General features: G+C 57.7%; 17 protein-coding genes and 1 tRNA gene. 5 read left to right on the top strand and 13 right to left on the bottom strand.

The features are described 5' to 3' along the window. Positions 1–45: 45 nt before the first annotated feature. From BAD_RS03710 to BAD_RS03695, 4 genes are all read right to left on the bottom strand, one after another. On the bottom strand, positions 46–861 hold the full coding sequence (locus BAD_RS03710) for an ABC transporter ATP-binding protein (protein ID WP_011743114.1): 816 nt from the start codon (positions 859–861) through the stop codon (positions 46–48). Beyond that, positions 861–2072: an ABC transporter permease gene (locus BAD_RS03705; RefSeq protein WP_041777498.1), complete on the bottom strand. Its 1212-nt coding sequence runs from the start codon at positions 2070–2072 to the stop codon at positions 861–863. Before BAD_RS03705 ends, BAD_RS03710 begins: the two co-directional genes overlap by 1 nt. A 1-nt stretch (position 2073) precedes the next feature. Then, a complete protein-coding gene (locus tag BAD_RS03700; protein ID WP_011743112.1) occupies positions 2074–2472 on the bottom strand; it encodes a DUF4418 family protein in 399 nt (132 codons plus the stop codon). Between the two features lie 136 nt (positions 2473–2608). Further along, positions 2609–5248 carry an ATP-dependent helicase gene (locus BAD_RS03695; protein WP_011743111.1) on the bottom strand — a complete coding sequence of 880 codons (2640 nt, stop codon included), beginning with the start codon at positions 5246–5248 and terminating at the stop codon, positions 2609–2611. 200 nt (positions 5249–5448) lie between these two features. Here BAD_RS03695 and BAD_RS03690 point away from each other — a divergent pair, with 200 nt between their 5' ends. Beyond that, on the top strand, positions 5449–6030 hold the full coding sequence (locus BAD_RS03690; RefSeq protein WP_041777287.1) for a xanthine phosphoribosyltransferase: 582 nt from the start codon (positions 5449–5451) through the stop codon (positions 6028–6030). Between the two features lie 44 nt (positions 6031–6074). Continuing rightward, a complete protein-coding gene (locus tag BAD_RS03685; RefSeq protein WP_011743109.1) occupies positions 6075–7466 on the top strand; it encodes a nucleobase:cation symporter-2 family protein in 1392 nt (463 codons plus the stop codon). A 120-nt stretch (positions 7467–7586) separates the two neighbouring features. Here the strand turns inward: BAD_RS03685 and BAD_RS03680 are convergent, their stop codons facing one another. From BAD_RS03680 to BAD_RS03665, 4 genes are all read right to left on the bottom strand, one after another. After that, positions 7587–9407, bottom strand: coding sequence for an acyltransferase family protein (locus BAD_RS03680; protein ID WP_011743108.1), 1821 nt, complete (start codon positions 9405–9407; stop codon positions 7587–7589). A 215-nt stretch (positions 9408–9622) separates the two neighbouring features. Beyond that, positions 9623–10852, bottom strand: a complete 1230-nt coding sequence (locus tag BAD_RS03675) for an acetate/propionate family kinase (RefSeq protein WP_011743107.1) — start codon at positions 10850–10852, stop codon at positions 9623–9625. 89 nt (positions 10853–10941) lie between these two features. Beyond that, positions 10942–12612, bottom strand: coding sequence for a phosphate acetyltransferase (gene pta, locus BAD_RS03670; protein WP_011743106.1), 1671 nt, complete (start codon positions 12610–12612; stop codon positions 10942–10944). 202 nt (positions 12613–12814) lie between these two features. Next, positions 12815–15292, bottom strand: a complete 2478-nt coding sequence (locus tag BAD_RS03665) for a phosphoketolase (RefSeq protein ID WP_011743105.1) — start codon at positions 15290–15292, stop codon at positions 12815–12817. Positions 15293–15748: 456 nt separating this feature from the next. Between BAD_RS03665 and guaA the strand changes: the two genes are divergently transcribed. Further along, positions 15749–17311: a glutamine-hydrolyzing GMP synthase gene (guaA, locus tag BAD_RS03660; RefSeq protein WP_003809522.1), complete on the top strand. Its 1563-nt coding sequence runs from the start codon at positions 15749–15751 to the stop codon at positions 17309–17311. Between the two features lie 137 nt (positions 17312–17448). On the opposite strand, the gene aroA is transcribed toward guaA, so the two are convergent. Next, positions 17449–18801, bottom strand: a complete 1353-nt coding sequence (aroA, locus tag BAD_RS03655) for a 3-phosphoshikimate 1-carboxyvinyltransferase (RefSeq protein WP_011743104.1) — start codon at positions 18799–18801, stop codon at positions 17449–17451. Positions 18802–19004: 203 nt separating this feature from the next. On the opposite strand from aroA, the gene BAD_RS03650 reads away from it, so the two are divergent. Next, positions 19005–19568 (top strand): DUF4234 domain-containing protein, encoded by a 564-nt coding sequence (locus BAD_RS03650; RefSeq protein WP_080505082.1) that lies wholly within the window; start codon positions 19005–19007, stop codon positions 19566–19568. A gap of 73 nt (positions 19569–19641) precedes the next feature. Here the strand turns inward: BAD_RS03650 and BAD_RS03645 are convergent. Continuing rightward, positions 19642–19715, bottom strand: a tRNA-Pro gene (locus BAD_RS03645). Positions 19716–19814: 99 nt separating this feature from the next. Here BAD_RS03645 and BAD_RS03640 point away from each other — a divergent pair. After that, a complete protein-coding gene (locus tag BAD_RS03640) occupies positions 19815–20984 on the top strand; it encodes a hypothetical protein (RefSeq protein WP_011743103.1) in 1170 nt (389 codons plus the stop codon). 89 nt (positions 20985–21073) lie between these two features. Here the strand turns inward: BAD_RS03640 and glgX are convergent, their stop codons facing one another. The 3 genes from glgX to BAD_RS03625 all read right to left on the bottom strand — a co-directional run bounded on the left by glgX (position 21074) and on the right by BAD_RS03625 (position 24840). After that, positions 21074–23218 (bottom strand): glycogen debranching protein GlgX, encoded by a 2145-nt coding sequence (gene glgX / locus BAD_RS03635; protein WP_011743102.1) that lies wholly within the window; start codon positions 23216–23218, stop codon positions 21074–21076. Positions 23219–23304: 86 nt separating this feature from the next. Beyond that, the gene (locus BAD_RS03630) at positions 23305–23928 is read right to left on the bottom strand and encodes an NUDIX hydrolase (RefSeq protein WP_011743101.1); all 624 of its coding nucleotides are present in this window, start codon (positions 23926–23928) and stop codon (positions 23305–23307) included. Between the two features lie 6 nt (positions 23929–23934). After that, positions 23935–24840, bottom strand: a complete 906-nt coding sequence (locus BAD_RS03625) for a Nif3-like dinuclear metal center hexameric protein (RefSeq protein WP_011743100.1) — start codon at positions 24838–24840, stop codon at positions 23935–23937. Positions 24841–24866: the final 26 nt, after the last annotated feature.

The raw sequence follows: 24866 nt of genomic DNA, 5'->3' as shown, positions 1-24866 counted from the left end.
GGACGAGATGCTCCGATTCACCTACATCGGCATGTCTTAAAAACGTCAGGCCCGAGTAAGCACTCCCCTATCCATACGATAGGTATGGTCCACATAAGCAAGCGTGTCCGGATCATGGGTAACCATAAGCACCGAGGTACCGTCATCCGCTACTTGCCGCAGCAGCCGCATGACGATTGCGGCGCTTTCGGCATCCAGATCTCCTGTCGGTTCATCGGCGATCAGCAGTTTCGGCTTGTTCATCAACGCTCGGGCGATGGAGACGCGGCGCATCTCGCCGCCAGAGAGCTCCTTCGGATAGCATGTCGCAAGCTCGCCTACAAGCAGTTGATCCAACAGATGTTGCGCGCGTTGCGTCAAATGGTCGGGCTGAGATGAAGAAGCCATCTGCGTCGAAGCTGGTTGGATGACGTCGGGAAGGCCATCGACCACGACGGAAGACGCCGTCTGTTCCTGTGATTGTGCGTCATTCGTCCGTTCATCGATTTCGGTTTCATACCGAGACGGGTTGCGATGCAGCACTGCGGGAAGGACCACATTGTCGATTGCGGTGAGGTTCGGCAATAGTGTCTGGATCTGCGTGACGAAGCCGATGGTGCGGTTGCGCAAAATCGACATCTGTTTGTCGTTTAACGTGGTCACCTCGTTACCGGCCAGCAGAATCGAACCGGATGTAGGTTTCAGCAATCCCGTGACGAGATTGAGCAAAGTGCTTTTGCCGTTTCCGGATCGGCCGACGATCGCCATGAATTCGCCTGGATCGAGCGTGAGATTCACATCATCCACCGCGGGGAAAGGTTTGCCTCGGCGTACGAATTCACGGGTAAGGCCACGAACCTCCAATATGGACTGTTCCGGCATCACTCCCCCTCCCTCAGCGTCAGGTATGCCTGTGGGGCGGAAAGACGCACCGTTGTGGCGAGGGATGCGACCAGGCCCGTAAGCACGGCGAACAGGAGAGCGACGACTATCAGTACCGCCACTTTACCGACGCCAATCTGCAGATACGGCAATTGAAGTTCCTTAGCGATCAGACCACTGAACGGAAACACGACCAACGAGGTACAGGTCACACCGATCACACCTCCAATAGCTCCGATGGTTGCCGATTCCTTGACGATAATGCCCACCAGGGTCGCACGATCGGCGCCGAGAATACGGTACGCGGCGAATTCACGCTTGCGTTCGTTCATAGCCGACGAAAACACCGCCAACATCACGACCAATCCCATAGTCCAGAACACCGTGATGAACACCGCCACATAGCGGATGATCACCTTGAGATTCGTTTTCGTCGTAGCCGTGATGCCGCCCGGATACACATATCCCAAACTTTCGATCCCCGTGGCTTTTGCGATATTCGAGGCGACCTGTTGTGCGGAATATCCGTCCTTGACTTTGACGAGCACGGCGGATACCGCTTTGCCGGCGTATTCTTCAGGAATCGCGGCATGTCCGACCTGCGCGGAATAGGAAACGACATCCGGCACCGTGTCCATGTTCACGAATACGGAATTGTCCAGTGACGTTCCGGTATCGGCCAGTTGCGCGGCCACGGGGAATTCATGACCGTACAGTTTGACCGTATTGTTGTCCGACACGTTGATGCTGGCGCCTGCTATGATTTGGCCGCGACGGAGTGTGCCGTCGAATTGCGAAGCCACCCAAGGAGTGATGACGAAGTCGGTGTCGGGGTTGAAGCCGATGATCTGCACCTTTTCGTCGCAGCAGGCTGCCGCAAGCGAGGAGATGTACGTCTGCACCGTGCTTTCGCCCACACCGTCCGCTTTGGCGATTTGGCCTCCAATGTCATTGGTGAAGTAGAACGTGCTCGAAGAGTTTCCCGTGAGCAACGCCTCAGCCTGGTTTTTCGTGTTCTGCGGCGTGACCATCAGATCGGCGCCCATACGTTCCCGCATGCTGTTCAACCCGTTGTTCAGGTTCATGGAAAGCAGCGCGCCTCCATAGAACGCCACAGTGAGCATGACGACCACAATGACAAGCGCCGAAGTGCGGAATGGTTTGCGACGCAGATTGGCCAGCGGTAGTTTCGCAAGGGTGATATGCGGCACGTCAGCCACGCTTTGCCGGCTTGAGATCGAGATATGCGGCGACTGCTGCGAGCGCCGCCAGCAGCACGCCCAATACGATAAGCGTCGGCATCGTCACCATATGGCAATGCATCATGGAGCCTCTGCATACGCCTACCAGCATGGTCGGCACCAGAACGACAAGCACGCCCAGCACGGCATTGGCGATATCCAATCCGGCCCTGACCCGGCTTGGCGCGAAAAATCCGATTATTGCCAGCAATGCGATGACGACGCCCAGTCCCAGAGCGACCCGAGCGGTGTAGTGGCATGCCATGGGCATGTCTTTGACGGCACACACATGCGCGAAGGTCTGTGGGGCGATGGCAATCAGCGCGCCCAGAACAATCTGCGATATCGCGGCGAACAGTTTTCTTGGCATGGTTCTTCCTCTCGAAAAGCAAACATCGCCGATTATCGCAACAAATGCTCCGAAAGAAAAGACTTGTTTTTTCACTCAATCCGTGTTATGAGCCCACAACGGCGCCGCCACGAGGGGCGCCTATTGGAAAAAGACGTCAGAGCTTTTCAATAGGCGCCACACGAAGCAGCAATCGTTTGACGCCATCCGTGCCGAAATCGACGGTGATCACCGAATTCGCGCCCTTGTCCTGCGTTTCGATGACCTTTCCCAAACCGTAATGGTCATGGGTGATTCTGTCGCCTATCTGGAAATCCGAAATGCTCAATCCGTTGTTGCCGTCCAACGAACTTGCCGGAGCCGATTTCGTCAGATCCTTTGGCTTGGCGCGGCGCGTGGTGACCTTACCGGATTTGCCGGAGGGCTTGCCGGAGCCGTATGACGACCGGGATGAGCCATACGAACCGTATGAGGACGAGCCAGAGTGCGATCCGCCAGAGAAACGGCGGCTTCCCGAGCCGTAGGAGGACCGTCCGGAACCATACGAGCTGTGCGATCCATGAGACGACCCATAAGTGGGATGCGATCCGCGAGAACCAGAACCATACGATGAGGAACCGTATGTCGACGATCCGTACATCGATCCGCCGAAGGAAGTGGATCCGAAATCGTCATCATCGTCCCACCCGCCGAACTCGTCGTCATCTCCCCAGCTGGCGCGCATGCGCTCCACACCGGCCTCACGACGTTTCCAATCGATGAGTTCATCCGGAATCTCATCCAGGAACTGGCTGGGCATCATGTCATTGGCCTGCCCCCATTGGGCACGCACCGCCGCACGGGTCACATACAGCCGACGCTTCGCACGGGTGATGCCCACGTATGCCAGACGACGCTCCTCGGACAGCTCGCTGGTGTCCTCCATGGCACGCTGGTGCGGGAACGTGCCCTGTTCCATACCCGTAAGAAACACATACGGATATTCCAAACCTTTTGCCGTATGCAAGGTCATCATCGTGACCTTGCCGGAATCCTCGCCCTCTCCCGGCAACTGATCCGAGTCGGCGACCAATGCCGTAGTCTCCAGGAAACCGGCCAACGTGGCATCCGGCGTGTTCTGCTCGAATTCGGCGGCCACGGACTGCAACTGGGAAAGATTGTCCACACGCGAAGCATCCTGCGGATCCTCGGAACGTTGCAATTCCTCCAGAAGACCGCTTTTGTCCAGTACTTCGGCCACCACTTCGGATGGTTTCGAATCATGTTCCTTGGCGAAATCGGCCAGCTCGTGCATCAGATCACGGAATGCGCCCAACGGTTTGGTGGTACGGCCTGTCATGCCTTCAATCTGGTCCATATGTTCAATGGATTCGAAGAACGTGAGGCCATGCGCGTCCGCGTAGCCGGCCACCAATCCCTCCGCGCGTGCGCCGAGTCCTCGTTTAGGCACATTGAGGATACGCCGCACGTTCACATTATCCGCGGGATTCACGATGGCCTGCAAATACGCGATGGCGTCCTTGACTTCCCTACGTTCATAGAATTTGGTGCCGCCGACCAGCTGATACGGCAGATTGGCGTTGATCATGGCCTCTTCCAGCGAACGTGACTGCGCGTTGGCTCGGTACATGATGGCGATGTCACGGTAAGCGACGTCTTCCTCGGTGTGGATTCGTGCGATTTCGTTCGCTATCCATCCGGCTTCCTGCTGTGCGTTGTCGGCGGCATAGCCGACGATTTTGTCGCCTTGACCAAGCGCCGTCCACAGTTTCTTCGGCTTGCGGTTTTCGTTTTTCGCGATCACCGCGTTCGCCGCGTCGAGGATGGTCTGCGTCGAACGGTAGTTCTGTTCGAGCATGATGGTTTTGGCGTTCGGGAAATCCTGTTCGAAATCTTGGATGTTACGGATGTCCGCACCTCGGAACGCGTAGATGGATTGGTCGGAATCACCCACCACGGTAATCCAGCTCGGTCCCACACGGCCCGCTCCCCTCGCCTGCGGGTCGGGCTGTTCGTCCGAATCGATGCCGGACAATTCACGTACGAGCACATATTGGGCATGGTTGGTGTCTTGATACTCGTCCACGAAGATGTAACGGAACCTGTGCCGATAGTATTCGCTCACCTGCGGGCAGGTTTGGAGCAATTCCACGGTGCGCATGATCAAATCGTCGAAGTCGACTGCGTTGGCGAGCGCCAGACGATGCTGGTATTCGGCGTAGACGACGGCGACCAGTTCGTCGACGTCGCCGGCGCTCACCTGGTATCCACGCTGTCCCGGGGTGTAATCGCAGTTCGCTTTTTTCAGCTGGTCTTTCCAGGAAACCAACGCGTTCTTGCAGTCGGATATCTTGCCCAGCAGCATGCGTGGCGTATACCGCTTCGTATCGATGTTCAGGTCGGCTGCGATCAGTTTGACCAGTCGCTCGCTGTCCGCGGTGTCGTAAATCGAGAAGCCCGATTTAAGGCCGATTTCCTTGCCGTCGCGGCGTAGGATGCGTACGCAGGCGGAGTGGAAGGTGGAGATCCACATATGTTCGGCTTCCGGCCCGACCAAAGTCACGAGACGTTCACGCATTTCCGCGGCCGCCTTGTTGGTGAAGGTGATGGCGAGGATGCTGCTTGCCCAGAAGCCATGCGCCAGCAGCCATGCGATGCGACGTGTCAGCACACGGGTCTTGCCTGAGCCTGCGCCGGCGCCGATGAGCAATGCCTGGCCGTAGTATTTCACCGCTTCTTCCTGTTGGGGGTTGAGTCCCTCTATCAGGCTCCGCGGATCGCACATCACAGGTCCCATGCTCTGTTCCACCGATTCCTCTTTTCTTCGCGCACGCTCATATTCAAACATTTGTTCGCAGCATTCATGTTTATCACATGAGCAGGTCAGGGGTCCGACTCGCACGGTCAATTGGGGCGCGTATGCTGAACTCCTATATACGGCTCGCCGTATGCCATCATCTGATGCCGCTTTCGCGGCCGACAAGATTAAGGGGTTTCATGAAGGAGCTTGAAGAGCGCATTGTGCAGCAGGGTACCGTCAAACCCGGCAATGTGCTGAAAGTGGACGCGTTCCTCAACCATCAGTGCGATGTCGAGCTGTTCGACCATATGGGCGCCGCTTGGGCCGAGCATTTCAAGGGCAAGACCATCGATAAGATTCTGACCATTGAGGCTTCCGGCATTGGCATCGCCTGTGTCGTGGCCCGTCATTTCGGCAATGTCCCGGTGGTGTTCGCCAAGAAGGCGCAGTCCATCAATCTTGACGGCGACCAGTACACGACCACCGTGTATTCCTTCACCAAGCAGAAGGAGTTCCCTGTCATCGTGTCCAAGCGCTATCTCAATGAAGGTGACCACGTGCTGCTGATCGACGATTTCCTTGCCAACGGCAAGGCGTTAAAAGGCCTGATCGAGCTATGCCATGAGGCCGGAGCCACTGTGGAAGGCATCGGCATCGCAGTGGAAAAGGGCTTCCAAGGCGGTGGCGACCAGCTGCGTGAGGAAGGGTACGACGTCGATTCCCTGGCAATCGTCGAATCGATGGATCCGGAAAACGGCACCATCGAATTCCGCTCCTGATTTTTTTCAGCACGCTCAAACGATTATAAGAGAGGATGTAACAGTTGAGCGAAGAGAAGAACACAGAGAAAACCGAAAAAAAGACGAAGGCAAAAGACACTAAAAAAGGCGTGTCTTTTGAGGCGTTGAGCAGTCTTGACGCACCGGTGTCGTTCTGGAAGGGCATTCCGTTCGGCCTGCAGCACGTCATGGCCATGTTCGTGGCGAATCTCGCGCCTATCTTCCTGGTGGCCACGGCCGCCAAGATGGATGCCGCGCAGTCCGCCGCCATCATTCAGGCCGGCCTGCTGGTCGCAGGTCTCGGCACCTGCCTGCAGCTGTACGGTGTGTGGCTGATTGGTTCCCGTCTGCCGATGGTCACCGGCATTTCCTTCACCTACGTCGCGGCCGCCATGTCGATCGCGCAGCATCAGGGTTATGGCGCAGTCGCCGGCGCCGTGGTGCTTGGCGGCCTGTTGGAGGTCGTGCTTGGTTTGACGGCCAAGTATTGGCGTCGTTTCGTCCCGCCGATCGTTTCCGCGATTGTCGTCACCTCGATTGGTTTTTCGCTCCTGTCCGTCGGCGCCACGAGCTTCGGCGGCGGTTCCGGCGCGAAGGATTTCGGCAGCTGGCAGAATCTGACGCTTGGCCTGATTTCGCTGGTGGCTTGCCTTGCGTTCCAGCTGCTCATGAAGGGCACCGCCAAGCAGCTTTCCGTGCTGTTCGGCCTTGTCGTGGGCTATGTGGTCGCGATTTTCATGGGAAAGGTCGATTTCTCCGGTTTCGCCAATCTGCAGGTCGTGTCGGTGCCGCATTTCATGCCGTTCAAGCTTGAGTTTGATCCGGGTGCGATTATCTCCTTCGCTCTGCTGTATGTCGTTTCCTCGGTTGAGGTGTTGGGCGACACAGCGGCGCTTACCAAGGTCGGTCTCGACCGTCAACCCACCGACAAGGAAACCGCCGGAGCTATTGCCGGCGACGGCTTAATCTCCTCCGTGTCCGGTTTGTTCGGCTGCCTGCCATTGACTTCGTTCGCGCAGAACATCGGTCTGGTGGCGATGACCAAGGTGGTCAACCGCAAGGTGATTCTTTCCGGCGGTCTGATTTTGGTGCTCGCCAGCTTCGTTCCGGCCGTTGCAGAGGTCTTCAACTCCCTGCCGCAGGCTGTGCTTGGCGGCTGCACCATCATGATGTTCGGCAATATCATCCTGTCCGGATTCCAGATGATTTCCGAGGCCGGTTACACGCAGCGCAACATCACCATCGCCGCGTTGAGCCTGACCATTGGCATCGGTTTCACCCAGGTCGGCGACATTTTCGCCAACTTCCCGGCGCTGTTCCAGTCCATCTTCGCTTCCAACTGCATCGCGGTGTCGTTCGTGGTGGCTGTGATTCTCAACGCCGTTCTGCCTAGCGAGGAGCACTTCCTGTCCGCTCCTCAGCATCAGGAGGCCTGATTTCCCTAATATCGGCATCGTCCGCATATGAATGATCCCCATTCCGATTTCCACGGAATGGGGATCATTCATATGCGACGGCATGTGGCGGACCTCGTATGGAAGTCGTCAACGCATCAATCAGTGCCCTTGCTTGATCCAAGCGGCAATTGAATCCTTGACCGCCTGCGCGTAGATCGTATTGGACATTCCCGGATGGATGCCATCTCCGGCAAGTTCGTCAGCATGCTGGGAAATGGTCCCGTCCCAATCGACCAGTACGACGTTGTTGGAATGCGCCGCGGCGAATTGCTTCAACACGGCATTGGTGCCAGGAACCCATGAAACGGGAGCGTGCGCGTTAATGAGCACCAGCACATGATCGGGGCCGACATCATTCAGCAGATCGTCAAGCTGATCATTGGTCACCACGGAGTTGGTGGCAAGTCCCACCAAGACCCAGGGGCGCAGATTCCCTTGCGCTTTCAATTGATCGACAAGACCCTGTCCCTTCGCCATCGACCGTGAGACTTCGGCATCCACAATGATGTTGGGGAACGTGTCCCGCAATCCTTTGCTGGACGCCAGCATCACCGAATCTCCGATGGCGGCCATTTGCGAACCATCCGGCATCTTATGCCGTGGCTTCCTTGGCATCGGTGTTCTGCGTCGTTCCAAAGCGGCATGATTGCGTTGCTGCAACAGCCTGGCGCTGATACCCAAGGATTGCGCCACACTGGTTTGTTCCGGTGCCGTCGCCACAGCGTATCCGCAGAAGCTCCATGAGCATGCCAGCACCACGACCGTGGATATCAGACGGCCGCAATGCTCGGCTTCGTCTCCACTGATCGGACGAATCAACGCGATGAATCCCGCACGAGCGACTGGCTTCTCGAACAGCCGCCAAGATGCGAACGCGAACAGCACGGTGAGGATGAAGGTGAAGGCCAGCAGCCTGTCGGCATGCCATGCGCCCCACTGGGGCAGCAGGGACCTCAGCAGCAGCCATAATGGCCAATGCCACAGATAAATGCCATACGAATAATGACCCAAAGCGGCAAGCGGCTTGAACACAAGCAGATCCTGCATCCAGGATCCGAATGGTATGGTTCCTGCGATCAGCACCACAGCAAGCACGGAGGCGACGAAGATACCGCCATGGAACGCCGCTGGGCCTTGAGTGATATGCCGCATCATCCACAGCAATGCCAGCAATGAGCCAAAGGCAACTATCGGGCCGAATTGAATCCATATCTTATGGAATCGTTCCATTATCCGCGATTCATTGGCTCGCCCATGCTCATGTCTGAGAATCGGCAGTATCCAAGCCAGCGCGGCACCGAGCCATAGGCCCATGGCGTGCGTGTCGGTGCCGAAATACACACGTGTGGGGTCAGCGCCAGAGTGGTATAGCAGTCCCATGGATACCGCGCTTGCTCCGGCAAGGGCTGTCAGTATGCATACCGGAGCCCATCTGATGATGATTTTTCGCAGCAGCAAAACCACGAATGGAGCGATCAGATAAAACTGCATGAGCAACGACATGAACCATAGGTGACGGAATATGTCAGGGTTCATCTGGGAGAAATAGCTGGCTCCGCTGCTGATGGCATACCAGTTGTAGCATCCCAGAAGCACGGTCATGATCTGGTTCCGGATGCCGACAAGCATGTCGCGGTTCACCAGCCATGCCAACGTCACCGAAATCGGGATAAGAGCAAACAGCGCGGGATAAATCCGGCGGAACCGTTTGAGGAAGTACTCCCCCAGTTCCAAGCCTTTACCTGAATCGATACGATTGAGCAGCGATGAGAAAATCAGGAAACCGGAGATGGTGAAGAACACATCCACACCGAAAAACCCGCCTTGAAGCGAAAGCTCATCGCAGTGATACAGCACAATCGCAATAAGGGCTATGCCTTTAAGCCCGTCCAAACCGACGAAACGTCGTTTAGCAGCCACGAATAACCAACCGTTCTCTCTTACATCATTGCACGGTACAGTGCAACCTGTCGTATCGTACTACCAAGCAATCCCTTGCGAATCGCGGAAAGGGGGGCCCAACGCACTGCGCCGCCGTGCCTGATTGACCGATGATATCGATTATCAGGCACGGCGGCGCAGATTCATACCGTTTGCCGTCACGTTCCTCTACCAGCCGAAACGTGACACGTCACTCACTTGGAGAAGACGTTGCCGTAGGAGTCCTTGCCTTCTTCTGCGATGGCGGCGGACTTGCGGGCGATGGCCAGCTCCTCGTTGGTCGGGATGACGCAGATGGTGACTGCGGAATCCGGGGTGGAGATGATGCGCGGTTCCTTGGAACGGGTCGCGTTCTTCTCCTCATCCAACTTGACGCCGAACGGAGCGAGCTTGTCGCAGACCATCTTGCGCACGACGTCATCGTTCTCGCCAACGCCTGCGGTGAAGGTGATCACGTCGACGCCACCCATCTGAGCGGTGTAGTTGCCGATGTAGCCGACGATGCGGTGCACGTAGATGTCGAGAGCCAGCTTGGCGTCCTCGTTGCCCTCTTCGACCAGACGATGCACTTCACGCAGGTCGCCGAAGCCGGTCAGACCCATCATGCCGGAACGCTTGTTGAACAGGGTGTCCAGTTCGTCCACGCTCATGTGGGCGTTGCGAATCAGGTGGAAGACGACGGCCGGATCGATGTCGCCGGTACGGCCACCCATCACGAGGCCTTCCAGCGGGGTCAGACCCATGGAGGTCTCAACCGGCTTGCCGGAGATTTCGGCGGAGGCGGAAGCACCGTTGCCGATGTGCAGCACGATCTGCTTGAGGCCTTCGGCCGGCTTGCCGATGACGGACGGCACGACGGAGGAGATGAACTCGTGGGAGGTGCCATGGGCGCCGTAACGGCGGATATGGTACTGCTGGGCGACTTCCTTGTTCAGCGCGTAGGTGCTGGAAGCCTTCGGCAGCTGGAAGAAGAAGGAGGAATCGAACACGAAGATCTGCGGAACATCCGGCAGCAGGGAGCGCATGACCTCAGCGCCCTTGGCCTCCGGACCGTTGTGCAGCGGGGCGAGCACGGCGAGGTCCTTGACCTGGCCGATGGTCTTGTCGTTGACCAGAGCCGGCTTCGGGAAGATGGAACCACCCTGCACCACGCGATGGCCGACGGCCACGATGCCTGCGTCGGCGAGCTTCGGGCCGAACTCGTCGAAGAAGCCGAGCACGCGCTTCAGACCCTGCTCATGGTCGTGAATCGGCTCTTCGAGCTCATGCTTCTCGCCGTTGTACTCGTGCTTGTAATGACCGTCAACCGGCTCGCCGATCTTCTCGACCAGACCGGAAGCGATACCTTCGCCGGTTTCAAGATCAACCAGCTGATACTTGATAGAGCTGGAACCGGAATTGATGACAAGGACGGTTTTCGCCATTGTGGGCATCCTCCATGTGTTAATCGATGTGCCGCTTACGCGACTTTCCAAAACCTTAGATTACTCGTTGCTTGCTACAAAATGCCCGATTACTGGGCCTCGATGGCGGTCAGGGCGATGGTGTTGATGATGTCCTGGACCGTGGCGCCACGGCTCAGATCGTTCACCGGGCGGTTGAGACCCTGCAGCACCGGCCCGACGGCGGCCGCTCCCGAGGAACGCTGTACCGCCTTGTATGCGATGTTGCCCGCGCACAGATCCGGGAATACGAACACATTGACATGGCCCGCCACCGGATCGCCCTTGGCTTTGGTCGCGGCCACGGTCGGAGACCATGCCGCGTCGAACTGGATCGATCCGACCACCGCAAGGTCGGGAGCCTTGTCTTTGACGATGGTGGTGGCTTCCTCGACGAGGTCGACGTCGGGTCCTTTTCCGGAGCCCAGCGTGGAATAGGACAGCATGCCCACCTTCGGTTCAAGGCCGAACGCCTTGGCCGTTTCGGCGGATTGGATTGCTATTTCGGCGAGCTGCTCGGCATTGGGGTTAAGGTTGATGGCACAGTCGGCGAACACGGCGGCATGGTCCTTGAAACACATCAGGAACGCTCCGGAGACCAGCGACGTTCCTGGCTTGGTCTTGATGACCTGCAGGGCCGGACGCACGGTATTGGCCGTGGAGTTGACGGAACCGGACACGAGACCGTCCGCCATGCCCATCACCACAAGCATGGTGCCGAAATAGCTGTCATCGGCCAGCTGTTTGCGCGCCTGCTCTTCGGTCATGCCTTTCTTGGCGCGCAGCTCGCACAGCTTCGCCACCATGGGTTCCAGCACCGTTTCATCATCCTTGGCTTGGAATTTCGCCTTGCCAAGCGATTTCAATCCCAATTCCTGGCCGCGGGCGAGAATGGCGTTTTCGTCTCCGACGATGATCAGATCGACGATGTCGCGCTCCAGCAGATAATCGGCGGCTTTGATGATGCGATCCTCGTTGCCCTCCGGCAGCACGATGGTCTTCTTGTCCGCCTTCGCCTTGCCCAGCAGACCGTATTGGAAAGCATAGGGTGTGGTCGGGGCGTCGAATGGCGATTCGAGTGCCACGGTCAGTTCCACGGCGTCGACGTTCGTCGCGAACGCTTCGTCTGCCTTGCTGATGGCGTCATCGTCGTTGAAATCGACGGCAGGTAGCGTCCACACCGGCACCGGGTAGTCGACGAAGCATGCTTTGAGTGGATTCGGCTGCGTGTCGTCACACCCAGTAATGAACACGCCGACGACTTTGCTCCCGGCGTCTTCGATGACCTTGGTGGATGCCTCAACCGTGCTTTTGACTTGTTCCGGTGTGCGTTCGATAGTGCATACGGCCAGCAGGACCGGCGATTGGAGGTCTGCCGCGACGTCAGCGTTGAAAGAGAACATCGCGGGATCATTGACTGCTGACCTGTCGGTGCCGACAATCACCATGGCATCCGGTCGGGCTGTTTCTACGGCTTGGGTGTAGGCCGCAACGATATCCGCCCGCGAACCTTCCTTATCGTTACGAGCGCGCTTGGGGCACACGCCGACGGACTGTTCCCGGCTCAAACCGGCATTGGAAGCTTCGATCAGCACGTCCGTGAAGGTGTCTTTTCTGCAGACCGCCGGACGGAACACTCCGGTCTTGCCGGCTGCGGCAAGTGTCTTGGTGACTCCAAGGGCGACAACATTACGGCCGTTAGCCGCTTCGGGACTGATGATGGTGACGCTGGTAAAACTCACGGTGTCTCCTATGTACTTCGCATTATTCGGGTGCGATACCGCATCGTTCGCACAATGAGCAATTGTAATGTGCAAACGGTAACTGACACGCGCTAGCGGTTTTGCTGTTTTAAGCCAAGCATATCGCACCGTAATACGAAAAAGCCCCAAGGGAACAATCCCTTGGGGCTTTTATCAAGCAATCAGGCCAAATAGCCTAGGCTCACTCGTTATCGCCAGCGGTTGCGGCGGTAGCGGAGATAGCACCCTGCTTGTTGGTGTTGACACCGGAGTAGACCCAGTCGGTGTAATCCGGGTGATCGTAGCCGTTGTCGACAGCGAACTGGAAGGCTTCCTGACGGAAGGCCTCGAGCTCGTTGATCTTGTCGGCGTACTTGTCAGCGTCAATCATGCGCAGAGCTTCAGCCTGGAGCTCGTAGCGATCGATGTTGTTCACGCGAACCATGTCGTACGGGGTGGTGGTGGAGCCCTGCTCCTCGTAGCCGTGAACGTTGAAGTTGTCGTGGTTCGGGCGATCGTAGATCAGACCACGCACATCGCGGGCATAGGAGTGGTAAGCGAACAGGACCGGCTTGTCCTCGGTGAACAGCTCAGCGAACTCCTCATCGGAGAGGGCCTCGTTGTTCTCCTTGGCGGACTGCAGCTTGACCAGGTCAACCACGTTGACGACCTTGAACTTGATGCCCATGGCGTCCAGCTTGTCGGCAGCGGCCATGATTTCCTGAGTCGGAACATCACCGGTGGCGGCGAGCACGATCTGAGCCTCATCGTTGGACTTCACGTTGGAAGCCCACTTCCACTCGGCAGCACCCTTCTCGAGCTCGGCGCGAGCTTCGTCCAGGGTCAGCCAGGTGGCGGCCGGCTGCTTGCCGGCGATGATGGCGTTGATCTTGTTGGTGGACTTGTAGCACTTCTCAGCCACAGCGAGCAGCATGTTGGAATCCACCGGGAAGTAGATGCCGATCACGTGATCGTTGTTGAAGCACTTGTTCAGCAGGACGGAGGTGACACCCGGATCCTGGTGGGAGAAGCCGTTGTGATCCTGACGCCACACGTGGGAGGAGACGAGCAGGTTCATGGAGGAGATCGGCTTGCGCCACGGAATCTCGCGGACGGTAGCCTCGAGCCACTTGGCGTGCTGGTTCAGCATGGAGTCGATCACGTGCACGAAGGACTCATAGGAGCTCCAGATGCCGTGACGGCCGGTCAGCAGGTAGCCCTCGAGGAAGCCTTCCATCTGGTGCTCGGAAAGCTGCTCGGTGACCTGGCCGGTGACAGCCATGTGCTCGTCGACCTGAGCGGACAGGTAGCCGGCGTCCCACTGCTTGTTGGTGACGTCGTAAGCGGCCTGCAGACGGTTGGAAGCGGTCTCATCCGGTCCGAAGATACGGAAGGAGTCCGGGTTGTTCTTGATGATGTCGCGGGTGTAGACGCCCAGACGACGGGTGGCCTCGAGCTGGCCCCAGCCGTGGCCGTACTCGGCGACTTCCTTGACCTCGTAGTCTTCCAGCTTCGGCAGCTTCAGCTCTTCGCGGATGCGGCCACCGTTGGCGTTCGGGTTCTCACCGATGCGCAGTTCGCCGGTCGGCATGAAGGCGGTGACTTCCGGCTTCACGGCGCCGTTCTCGTCGAACAGCTCTTCCGGCTTGTAGGACTCGAGCCAGTTCTTGAGGACCTCGAAGTGGGCCTCGGTATCGCGGGCGGAAGCCAGCGGCACCTGGTGGGAACGCCAGGAGCCCTCGGTCTTCTTGCCGTCGATGAACTTCGGGCAGGTCCAGCCCTTCGGGGTACGGAAGATGATCATCGGGTAGAACGGACGAGTCATGTCGTCGGTCTGAGCGGCGGCCTTGATGTCGCAGATCTCGTCGAAGACGGTCTCGAACAGCTCGGCGAAACGACGGTGGATCGACAGGTGATCCTCGTTGTCGAAGCCAGCGACGAACTCGTACGGCTCATAGCCCATGCCGTGGAAGAACTCGTGGAGCTCTTCGTCGGAGATGCGGGACAGGATGGTCGGGTTGGCGATCTTGTAGCCGTTGAGGTGCAGGATCGGCAGCACGATACCGTCGGTGCGCGGGTTGATGAGCTTGTTGGACTGCCAGCCGGTGGCCAGCGGGCCGGTCTCAGCTTCACCGTCGCCGACGATGGCCGGGACGAACAGGCTCGGGTTGTTCATCACAGCGCCGTAGGCGTGGGACAGGGCGTAACCCAGCTCGCCGCCTTCGTGGATGGAGCCCGGGGTCTCCGGAGCGTAGTGGGACGGGATGCCACCCGGGTAGGAGAACTGGCGGAAGAACTTCTGCAGGCCAGCCTCATCCTTGGTGATGTTCGGGAAGTACTCGGTGTAGGTGCCGTCCAGGTAGGACTGAGCGGTACCAGCCGGGCCGCCGTGGCCCGGGCCCATGATGATCACAGTGTTCTGCTGGTGATCAGCAATGAGACGGTTGATGTGGCCGATGAGGAAGTTCAGGCCCGGGGTGGTGCCCCAGTGACCGACCAGACGGTGCTTGACGTCTTCGCGGGTGAAAGGCTCCTTCATCAGCGGGTTGCTACGCAGATAGATCTGGCCGATGGAGAGGTAGTTGGCTGCGCGCCAGTACTTATCCACGCCTTCGATAGCTTCCTCGGAAACCGGAGCGTTCAGCTTCTTCCAAGGGGTGCCAATAACAGGACTCGTCATGTGTACTCCTGTACTCCTGCACTGTGATGTGCGATTGTTTATTTCCTTAGGTCATGAGCCATGCCTAAAACCTTGCGGTTACGCGGTATGCCTCATTTCCAGTCACTTGCACATATTACGAGCGCGGTTCGACTTTTTGCTGTTTTTTTGCGACTGTGTGTTCAATTGTTATTTTTCTGTACGCAAATGTGTGCTTTTATCGAGATTTTTGTGCGTACTTCACACTCTATCAAAAAGATTGAAAAACGGCTCAAAATCAACGTTTTTAGTCGGTTAACACATGTTTCCCACGTTCGTTTCCCTAGATACACACGCGGCGTGTTGAGTAGGTGGGAGTAAGCAATTGTGAGATTCGTTCATTCTCCGTTCACGTGTTTCCAATGTCTCCTTGCAACGTCACAATAGAGCAGTTAGTATTGTTCGTTTCTTGATACCTCATATTAAAGGGAGAGTGTTATGGCTGCAGGTCCTGTGCTCGTTGTCGATTTCGGAGCCCAGTACGCCCAGCTGATCGCACGTCGCGTGCGTGAGGCCAATGTTTATTCGGAGCTCGTGCCGCATTCCATGCCGGTCGATGAGATGCTGGCCAAGGATCCGCAGGCCATCATCCTGTCCGGTGGCCCCGCTTCCGTGTTCGAACCGGGCGCTCCGCGCGTCGACAAGAAGCTGTTCGACGCGGGCGTTCCGGTGCTCGGCATCTGCTACGGCTTCCAAGCCATGGCATACGCGTTGGGCGCGGATGTCGACAAGGCCGCCCTGGGCGAATACGGCAAAACGGAAACCACCATCGACAAGGCGGAGGGTCTGCTCGACGGCTCTCCCGCAGAGCAAAGCACGTGGATGAGCCATGGCGTGGCCGTCAAGACCGCGCCGGAAGGCTTCGAAGTGCTCGCCCACACCGAAGGCGCACCGGTCGCCGCCATGCAGGACGAGTCCCGCAAACTGTACGGCGTGCAGTGGCATCCGGAAGTCAAGCACACTCCGATGGGCCAGAAGCTCATCGAGAACTTCCTGCACAAGTGCGCCGGCCTCGGCGATAACTGGAACGCGTCCAACATCATCGAGGACCAGGTCAAGAAAATCCGCGAGAAGGTCGGCGACGCCCAGGTGATTTGCGGCCTGTCCGGCGGCGTCGACTCCGCCGTCGCGGCGGCTCTGGTGCATAAGGCCATCGGCGAGCAGCTCACCTGCGTGTTCGTGGACCACGGTCTGCTGCGCAAGGGCGAGGCCGAGCAGGTCAAACATGATTTCGTCGAGGCCACCGGCATCAAGCTCATCGCCGTGGACGCCTCCGAAGACTTCCTCACCGCCCTGAAGGGTGTGAGCGAGCCGGAGAAGAAGCGCAAGATCATCGGAGAGAAGTTCATCCGCACGTTCGAGAAGGCCCAGCGTCAGGTCATCGAAGAGGCCGGTGCCTCCGGCAAGGAAGTCAAATTCCTCGTGCAGGGCACGCTGTATCCGGACGTCGTAGAGTCCGGCGGCGGCGATGGCGCGGCCAACATCAAATCGCACCACAATGTGGGCGGCCTGCCGAAGGACATCAAATTCCAGCTCATCGAGCCACTGCGCACCCTGTTCAAGGATGAGGTGCGCGCCATTGGCACCGAACTCGGTCTGCCGGATGAGATTGTCTGGCGTCAGCCATTCCCGGGTCCGGGTCTCGGCATCCGCATCATCGGCGAAATCACCAAGGAACGTCTTGACTTGCTGCGCGAAGCTGATGCCATCGCACGTGAGGAGCTTTCCAAGGCCGGCCTCGACCGCGACATCTGGCAGTGCCCGGTCGTGCTGCTTGCCGACGTGCATTCCGTGGGCGTGCAGGGTGACGAACGCACCTACGGCTCGCCAATCGTGTTGCGTCCGGTGTCGTCCGAAGACGCCATGACCGCCGACTGGTCGCGTATCCCGTACGACGTGCTCGCCACCATCTCGACGCGTATTACCAACGAATGCCGTCAGATCAACCGCGTGGTGCTTGACTGCACTTCCAAGCCGCCGGCAACCATCGAATGGGAGTGAGCCCGCAGGCTTAGACACGTAATGGGAGGGGCTTCCCGCGGATAGCCCGCGGAAAGCCCCTCCCATTATGCGGCGAAAAGAGTCCACTCTCGTTAGAATCGAACAATCTCCTTCACAACATCTCTTTCATACATCCGTCAGGAAAGCATGTCGTTCCACATATTCACGAAATTCGGCAAGGTTTTTGCCGTGGCGGCGATGTTCTCCACTTGGATGCCTTTGATGCGCAAACCAAGCATCGCAGCGAACGTGGCCATGCGATGATCGGCATAAGTCTCCATCACGGCCGGTCGAAGGCAGCCCGCGGATACGGGCGTTATCTTCAATCCATCCGGCAATTCACGAGCTTCTCCCCCAATACGCGTGATTTCATTGACCAACGCCTCAAGACGGTTCGTCTCGTGTCCGCGTAAATGGCCGATGCCGATCATATTGGTCGGTTTGTCGGCGAAAGCCAGAATCGCAGCAAGCGATGGCGCGATTTCACCGGCAGCGGTCAGATCGAAATCACCCAAACCGTTGATGGCATGTCCACCTGTGACTTCGCAATAACGGATGCCGTTCTTTTCCGGGAAAGACACTTGCGCTCCCATGCGTTCAAGATACCCCGGCAGCAAACCACCAGGTTGCGTGGTGGTTTCCGGCCAATGCGGCACACGCACGGTTCCGCCGGCGATCAACGCGGCGCCCAGGAACGGAGCGGCATTCGACAAATCCGGTTCGACCGTCACCTGTCCGGGTAGTTGAACCGTTCCCGGAGCGACTCCCCAGACATGAACGTCTTCATCTGCAATCGCATCCACACCAGCACTTTTAAGATCGGCCACCGTCATTCGGATATGCGGCAGGCTTGGAGTCTTTTTCCCCGTATGGTGCAGCTCAAGGCCGCCTGGCACACGCGAGCCGATCAGCAACAGGCCGGAAATGAACTGCGAAGAGCCGGACGAATCGATGGAGACCACATTCGGCGTTTCGCGCACGGCCGAATCAAATGCGGGCGGAGTGATTGTGAACGGCAGACGGCCTTCTTCACCGTGGTATTCAATGGTCGCACCCAACTGCCGCAAGCCATCCAACACCGGTTTCATCGGGCGGGCATATGCCTGCTCATCGCCATCGAAATCGACGGGACCATCGGCGAACATCGCAAGTCCCGGCACGAAACGCATCACCGTGCCGGCAAGTCCGCAGTAAATTTTCGCATTGCCATGGAAGTGGCCATCCGCTGGCGGCGTCACCGTTACCGTCGTATCAGTTTCGACATCAACCTCACAGCGGACGCCAAGCGCACGTAACGCCTCCATCATCAGCTCGGTGTCACGCGAGCGCAGCAGCCCTACCAAACGCACCGGCTCCGATCCGAGAGCCGCGAGAATGAGATACCGGTTCGACAGGGATTTGCTACCCGGCACCACCACAGTGGCGTTGAGCGGTTTGCCGGCATACGGTGCCGGCCATAGGTTCTCTTGAAGTGCTTCCATGCGACCCATGGTAACCAAAACCTGCGGAAAAAGACGTGTCCATCTCGTCAGCGACATGCTGGTATCCATATGGGATGCAAACTATACAACTCCTTCCCCATCTGCCCATCATTGCGTGTAGGCGTCCTTTGACGACGTCCGTTCTTTTTCACCTCAATGTGGAGAAGAGCGAGCGCATAGAAGAAACGAGCGCATAGAAGAAAGAAGAGAATATGACATCGCCACAGCAACCACAGCCATATGTGCCTGTGCCGCAACCCCAACAACCGAATGCGGCCGTGCCGCAGCCGCAGCTCTACGCGTCCGCATCACAGCAATATTATCCGCCTGCCGCTCAACAGCCTCAGCCAATGGCTCCGGTTCCCGTTCCGGCGGGAACGGCGTTGCGTACCAAACGCGGCCTGCTCAAATTCGTGCTGCTTGGTCTCATCACTTTCGGCATCTACGACATTTGGCAGATGAGTGAGGTTGGGGAAACCTTGAACCTGATCGCCACGCGTCGCGACGGCAAGCGCACCATGCACTATTGCCTCATGTTCTTCATTGTCGGCTGGCTGACTTTCGGCATCGGCTGGCTTGTCTGGAACCATCGTCTCAGCGCTCGAATCGGCACCGAACAGGCCGCCCGGCATTTGCCGGTGACCGTGACGGCCGCGACATACTGGCTATGGAGCGTTCTCGGCACGTTGATCATCGTCGGGCCGTTGGTCTACACATACAAGATCCTGCATGCCATGAATGATCTGAGCGCCGACTACAACATGTGTGGCATCTGAGTTTCTTTTGTGCGCACAATCATTGAAGCCCGGAATTCCAAGTGGCAAAACCATTGGAACTCCGGGCTTTTTGTCGGGCTGACAGGATTTGAACCTGCGACATTCTGCTCCCAAAGCAGACGCGCTACCAAACTGCGCTACAGCCCGTTCATGCACTCCCGCACGTGGCAGGTGAACACGAGTTTCTATTGTAGCGTATGGTAGGACAACGACAGGCTAGAATGGCAAATACTGGAGGGAACGCGCATGGGACGTCATCAGCAAGCCGAGGCTTCAGGCATCATTTCCTTCATGGCATGCGCCACTCTTGCATGGATCGCCATGGACCTATATCTGCAATTCGCTCCCGCCATCTGGCGTGTCACCCAACGCCTGTTCACCGTGTGTGCCGGAATCACCGCGGGATGTGGAGTCATCTCGTTCACCTTGGGGTATGCGCGCAACTCCAGGTCGATGACGTTGAAACATGGCTGGACCATTCCTATTCGCCGTATCTTCGAGATACTCGCTTTGTCCGTGGTCTACGCGTCGACCATTTTCGTCACGGCGTTCATGCTGCTTTCCATTGCCAGCAACATGATGGGGTTGCGCACGTTAAAAGGCTATCTGACTGCACTCTGCGCCGCGATCTCGGGGGTCGTAGGCTATGTCACGTTCGTACAGGCGGAACTCATGAATGCCAAGACCATCGCATCCTTGTTGCCGTTCTTCGTGGTTTCCGGTGTCAGCATCGCAGGATTGACGTCCGATGATCCATACTGGTACAACAACAATTTCTCCCAATTGGGCGATCGAACCACTTTTGCTGCTCGTATGTTCAATTCGACATTGATGTTGGCCGGCGTCTGCATCGTCATCATCAGCTATTTCGCGATTTCGGAGCTCATCACCACGCACCGTCTGCAGATGCAGTATCTGTCTGCAAGCGATGAAAAAGAAGCTCCCAAACACTTCAAGGCGCGGATTCTTCTGCTATCGACCATGCTGACGCTCGCAGGCATCGCCTTCATCGGCATCGGCATGTTCCGTTACACGCCGCATCCGATTCTGCACAACGTATTCGCCCGCGGTCTTCCCTGCCTGATGAGCGTGCTGATGATCGCGCTGCCTTGGCTGGCCCCGCAGCTTTCAAAAGTAGTATATGTGATTTCAGACCTAGCTATCGTGATCGGGGCTCTTGCCGGGTTCCAGTGGCTGGCGGGGCGTAACACGTTGACGAACGTCGAGGCTCTTGCCGGCATGATGTTTCTGGGCTGGTTCATCATCTTTTCACGGCAGATTGCGGCCATCGAATCCGATCGTGTGCAGACGCAGCTTATTCTGGCGCAAACCAAGCGGCCAGAATCCGTCGAGGATCTTGCGGAGGTCAGCGAAACCGTTTCTGGAACCGTTTCCCGACTCTCGTCGGAAGTCTAATTCTCGTAACGGTTCACGAGCACAGTCCACAAACAATACGGCGAGGTGTGTCACCCGTACGGATGGTACCTCGCCTGTTCTCATGGCTATCAGAAATCGTAGTTCTTTGTGGTGGGCTTTCTATCGCTCATCAGCAACAGGAAGCTTCTCGACTGCGCCGTGATCGCGAAGCCGGCCTCATAGTTGAGTTCCGGACCCTTCGGATTATGCGTGTCAACGACCAGACGCCATTTCTTGCCATACCGCTCGTCCGGCAAGGTGAACATAATCGGCTCGTAATGCGCGTTGAAAATCAGGATGAAGTTATTGTCCACCATCTGGTTGCCATACCAGTCGGCTTCCGGAATATCGGAACCGTTCAGATAGATCATCACCGAGAACGCGTGGGTATTGGACCAATCTTCCATGTCCATGATGGAACCGGTGTGGTCCATCCATTCGACCTGCGGAATCTTATCGTCCGGGTCTCCTGGCTCGCGGCCGGTGAAGAAACGACGACGGTGGAGCACCGGGTGCTCGAGTCGCAGATGAATCAGCTTCGAAACGAACTCAAGCAAATCCTTCTGACTATCGTCAAGATCCCAATTGGTCCATGAAATGGCGTTGTCCTGGCAATAGGCATTGTTGTTGCCCTGTTGCGTGCGTGCCACCTCATCGCCGCCGCAGATCATCGGAATGCCCTGACTGCACAGCAACGTCGCGAACATGTTGCGCATCTGCTGTTGCCGCAGGTCGTTGACGTCCTTGATGGTGGTCGGGCCTTCGACACCGCAGTTCCAGGAACGGTTGTTGCTTTCGCCATCCCTATTGCCTTCGCCGTTGGCGTCGTTATGCTTCTCGTTGTAGCTCACCAAATCGTTCATGGTGAAGCCATCATGTGCGGTGATGAAGTTCACGGAAGCCACCGGACGGCGGCCGTTCATCTGATACAGGTCGGAGCTGCCCATCAGACGGCTGGCGAATTCCGGTAGCGTCGATGGTTGCGAACGCCAGAAGTCACGCACGCAATCACGGTAGCGGCCGTTCCATTCGGACCAGCTGGACGGGAAGCCGCCCACCTGATAGCCGCCGGAACCCAAATCCCAAGGTTCGGCGATGAGCTTGACACGGGAGATGACCGGATCCTGTTCGACGATGTCGAAGAAGGCGGACAGCTTGTCGACTTCCTGGAATTGGCGGGCCAGCGTGGCCGCAAGATCGAATCGGAAACCATCGACATGCATTTCGGTGACCCAGTAGCGCAGGCTGTCCGTGATGAGCTGCAGCGCGTGCGGCGAGCGCATCAGCAGGGAGTTGCCGGTGCCGGTCGTGTCGAAGTAGTGGCGTCGGTCGTTGTCGACCAGACGGTAGTAGGCACCGTTGTCGATGCCTTTGAAGCTTAGGGTCGGGCCGAGGTTGTTGCCTTCGGCGGTGTGGTTGTACACCACGTCGAGGATCACTTCCATGCCGGCGCGATGGTAGGCCTTGACCATGGATTTGAATTCGTTGACCTGCTCGCCGCGTTGTCCGGAGCTTGAGTACGCGTTATGAGGCGCGAAGAAGCCGATGGTGTTGTAGCCCCAGTAGTTGCTCAGGCCTTTTTCCTGCAGGAAGCTGTCGTTGACGAACTGGTGGATCGGCATAAGTTCGATGGCGGTGACGCCGAGCTTCCTCAGATATTCGATGACCGATGGATATGCGAGGCCCGCGTAGGTTCCACGGATGTCCGGCGGCACGTCCAGGTTGAGATTGGTCATGCCACGCACATGGGCTTCGTAGATTACCGAATCATGGTAGGAGATGTTCGGATGTTGGTCGTTGCCCCAGTCGAAATACGGATTGACCACGGCCGATTTCATGGTATGCGGCGCGGAATCCAGCGTATTCATGCTGGTGACGTCCTCAGGGCTTTTGAACCAATACGAATAGAGGCTTTCGTCACCGTCGATGTTTCCCTCGATGGCTTTGGCGTACGGGTCGAGCAGCAACTTGTTCGGGTTGCACCGCAGGCCCTTTGCTGGATCATACGGACCGTACACACGATAGCCGTACCGTTGCCCGGGTTGTATTCCCGGCAGATAGTTATGCCATACGTAGGAGTTCTGCTCCGTCATTTCCACTCGGGTCTCACGATCTTCCTCATCGAAAAGACAAAGCTCGACTTTCTGGGCCACTTGAGAGAAGAGGGCGAAATTCACGCCGGCGCCGTCGTAGCTCGCACCGAGTGGATACATCGATCCAGGTCTGATTTGCATAATTCAAGTATCGCACGTTTTGCGAGTTGAATTCGTTATTTCGTTTATTCCGGCGATTGTTTTTACAATTCGAAACCTGCAGGCCGCTATTGTTGCCGCATTCTGCGAATTTGCTCATGCAAAATGGCGATCTCCGAATTGGAGGCCGTGATGTGCGTGTCTCGTAGCTGCTTCCACGGGATCCAAGCAGATTCGACATGCTCGTCGGCGTCGAAATGCCGTTCGACGGCCTGCCAGTGGCGCAGGTGCATCACCATGATGTTGGCCAGTTCGTCGGTCATGCCCTCGGATGAATAGAATTGCCCGACATGGTCGATATCGCAACTGTTTTCGTCGATTGGCTCGACGCCGGTCTCTTCGCGCAGCTCACGCAATGCGGCCGCATCGACGTCTTCCCCGTCATCGATGAGTCCTGCCGGCAGACCGTAGGCGAAGGCGTCGCAGCCGACACGGTATTCTCGTTCGACCAAGTACAAATCCTGCGCGCAGTCATGCACCAGCATGACCACACAGGGCGCGTGCCGCATCACCTGTCTGCGGATCACGGTTTGTCCGCCGTCTCGTGTCTGCAACGCGATACGCATGTCCTCCACGCCGAAAATCGCGCCTTGATACACGTGCTCTCTGCTGAGTACTGTGGCCGGTCTGGTCATGTCCACGCCATCGCTGGATTCGTTCAGCGACATATCCATGCTGGTCGTATCGGACATCGTCGTTCAGCGTTCCTGCCCGCAGGACGGCAGTACCAGATTCCAGGGATCGGTGTTCATGGAAATCCAGCGGACGGTGGGGATGTCTCCGGTCGCCTCAGATACGGCACGAGGCACATCGCCCATGGCGTATTGGAACCATATGGATTCGATGGCGCTGTGTGGCGTGTTGATGAACATCGGACGAACAGTGGCGTCGCCTCGGCCGAGTTCGATGTCCGCGGCACGCATGGACGCCTCATAGCGCGCCTGCTCGATGGCATCGGTCACCGGATGATGGCGCAGATCGCTGGTCACATACACATCGACGCCTGCGGCACGCACTTCATCGAACAGGGAATCGCCCGAGCCCGGCAATATCGCCACCGTGCCGATCGTCGCGTCAAGGTCGCCGCACACCTGCACGCCAAGTTCGGTGTATGGCAGCGCGTCGGCCACACGACGGGCGAAATCACGCAATGCGATCGGCTCCTGCAACCGGCCGACACGGCCCAATCCGACCGGATGTTCGGCTTTCGGATCTTCGATGGGTACCAGCGGACGCTGTTCGATTAGGCCGAACGCGTCGGCGGCGGCCATGCCGACTCCTCGGTAGGAGGCATCGGCATTGGTGTGCCCAACCCACAGCGCGCAACCGGCGAGGTTGAGCTTCCGGACGATCTCACCACGGAATCCTAGTCCGGAGACCGCATGCACGGAACGGAAGAACAGCGGATGGTGGCAGATCAGCAGGTCGATGCCTCCGGCGATAGCCTGGTCGATCACCGCCATGGATGGGTCCGCCGCGAACGCGATGTTGCGCACGTCGTGGCGAAGGTCTCCCACGATGAGTCCCGGCTCATCCCATTGTTCCGCGTAACGCAGCGGATACAGCGTTTCAAGCACATCCACGACCTGCTTCAGCGTTGCCACAATCTTCCTTCTTTCTTTTTTAATCA

The sequence above is a fragment of the Bifidobacterium adolescentis ATCC 15703 genome (assembly GCF_000010425.1).
Lineage (GTDB): Bacteria > Actinomycetota > Actinomycetes > Actinomycetales > Bifidobacteriaceae > Bifidobacterium > Bifidobacterium adolescentis.
Note: the sequence above shows the minus strand (reverse complement) of the source record. Positions and strands in the feature narration are given on the sequence as shown.

What these genes read in the sequence shown, in the direction of transcription:
- BAD_RS03650 (WP_080505082.1), top strand. Translation starts at nt 19,005, where the DNA reads ATGACATCGCCACAGCAACCACAGCCATATGTGCCTGTGCCGCAACCC.
- BAD_RS03630 (WP_011743101.1), bottom strand. Translation starts at nt 23,928, where the DNA reads ATGTCCGATACGACCAGCATGGATATGTCGCTGAACGAATCCAGCGAT.
- aroA (WP_011743104.1), bottom strand. Translation starts at nt 18,801, where the DNA reads ATGGGTCGCATGGAAGCACTTCAAGAGAACCTATGGCCGGCACCGTAT.
- BAD_RS03675 (WP_011743107.1), bottom strand. Translation starts at nt 10,852, where the DNA reads ATGGCGAAAACCGTCCTTGTCATCAATTCCGGTTCCAGCTCTATCAAG.
- BAD_RS03710 (WP_011743114.1), bottom strand. Translation starts at nt 861, where the DNA reads ATGCCGGAACAGTCCATATTGGAGGTTCGTGGCCTTACCCGTGAATTC.
- BAD_RS03690 (WP_041777287.1), top strand. Translation starts at nt 5,449, where the DNA reads ATGAAGGAGCTTGAAGAGCGCATTGTGCAGCAGGGTACCGTCAAACCC.
- BAD_RS03695 (WP_011743111.1), bottom strand. Translation starts at nt 5,248, where the DNA reads ATGGGACCTGTGATGTGCGATCCGCGGAGCCTGATAGAGGGACTCAAC.
- glgX (WP_011743102.1), bottom strand. Translation starts at nt 23,218, where the DNA reads ATGCAAATCAGACCTGGATCGATGTATCCACTCGGTGCGAGCTACGAC.
- BAD_RS03700 (WP_011743112.1), bottom strand. Translation starts at nt 2,472, where the DNA reads ATGCCAAGAAAACTGTTCGCCGCGATATCGCAGATTGTTCTGGGCGCG.
- BAD_RS03665 (WP_011743105.1), bottom strand. Translation starts at nt 15,292, where the DNA reads ATGACGAGTCCTGTTATTGGCACCCCTTGGAAGAAGCTGAACGCTCCG.
- BAD_RS03640 (WP_011743103.1), top strand. Translation starts at nt 19,815, where the DNA reads ATGGGACGTCATCAGCAAGCCGAGGCTTCAGGCATCATTTCCTTCATG.
- guaA (WP_003809522.1), top strand. Translation starts at nt 15,749, where the DNA reads ATGGCTGCAGGTCCTGTGCTCGTTGTCGATTTCGGAGCCCAGTACGCC.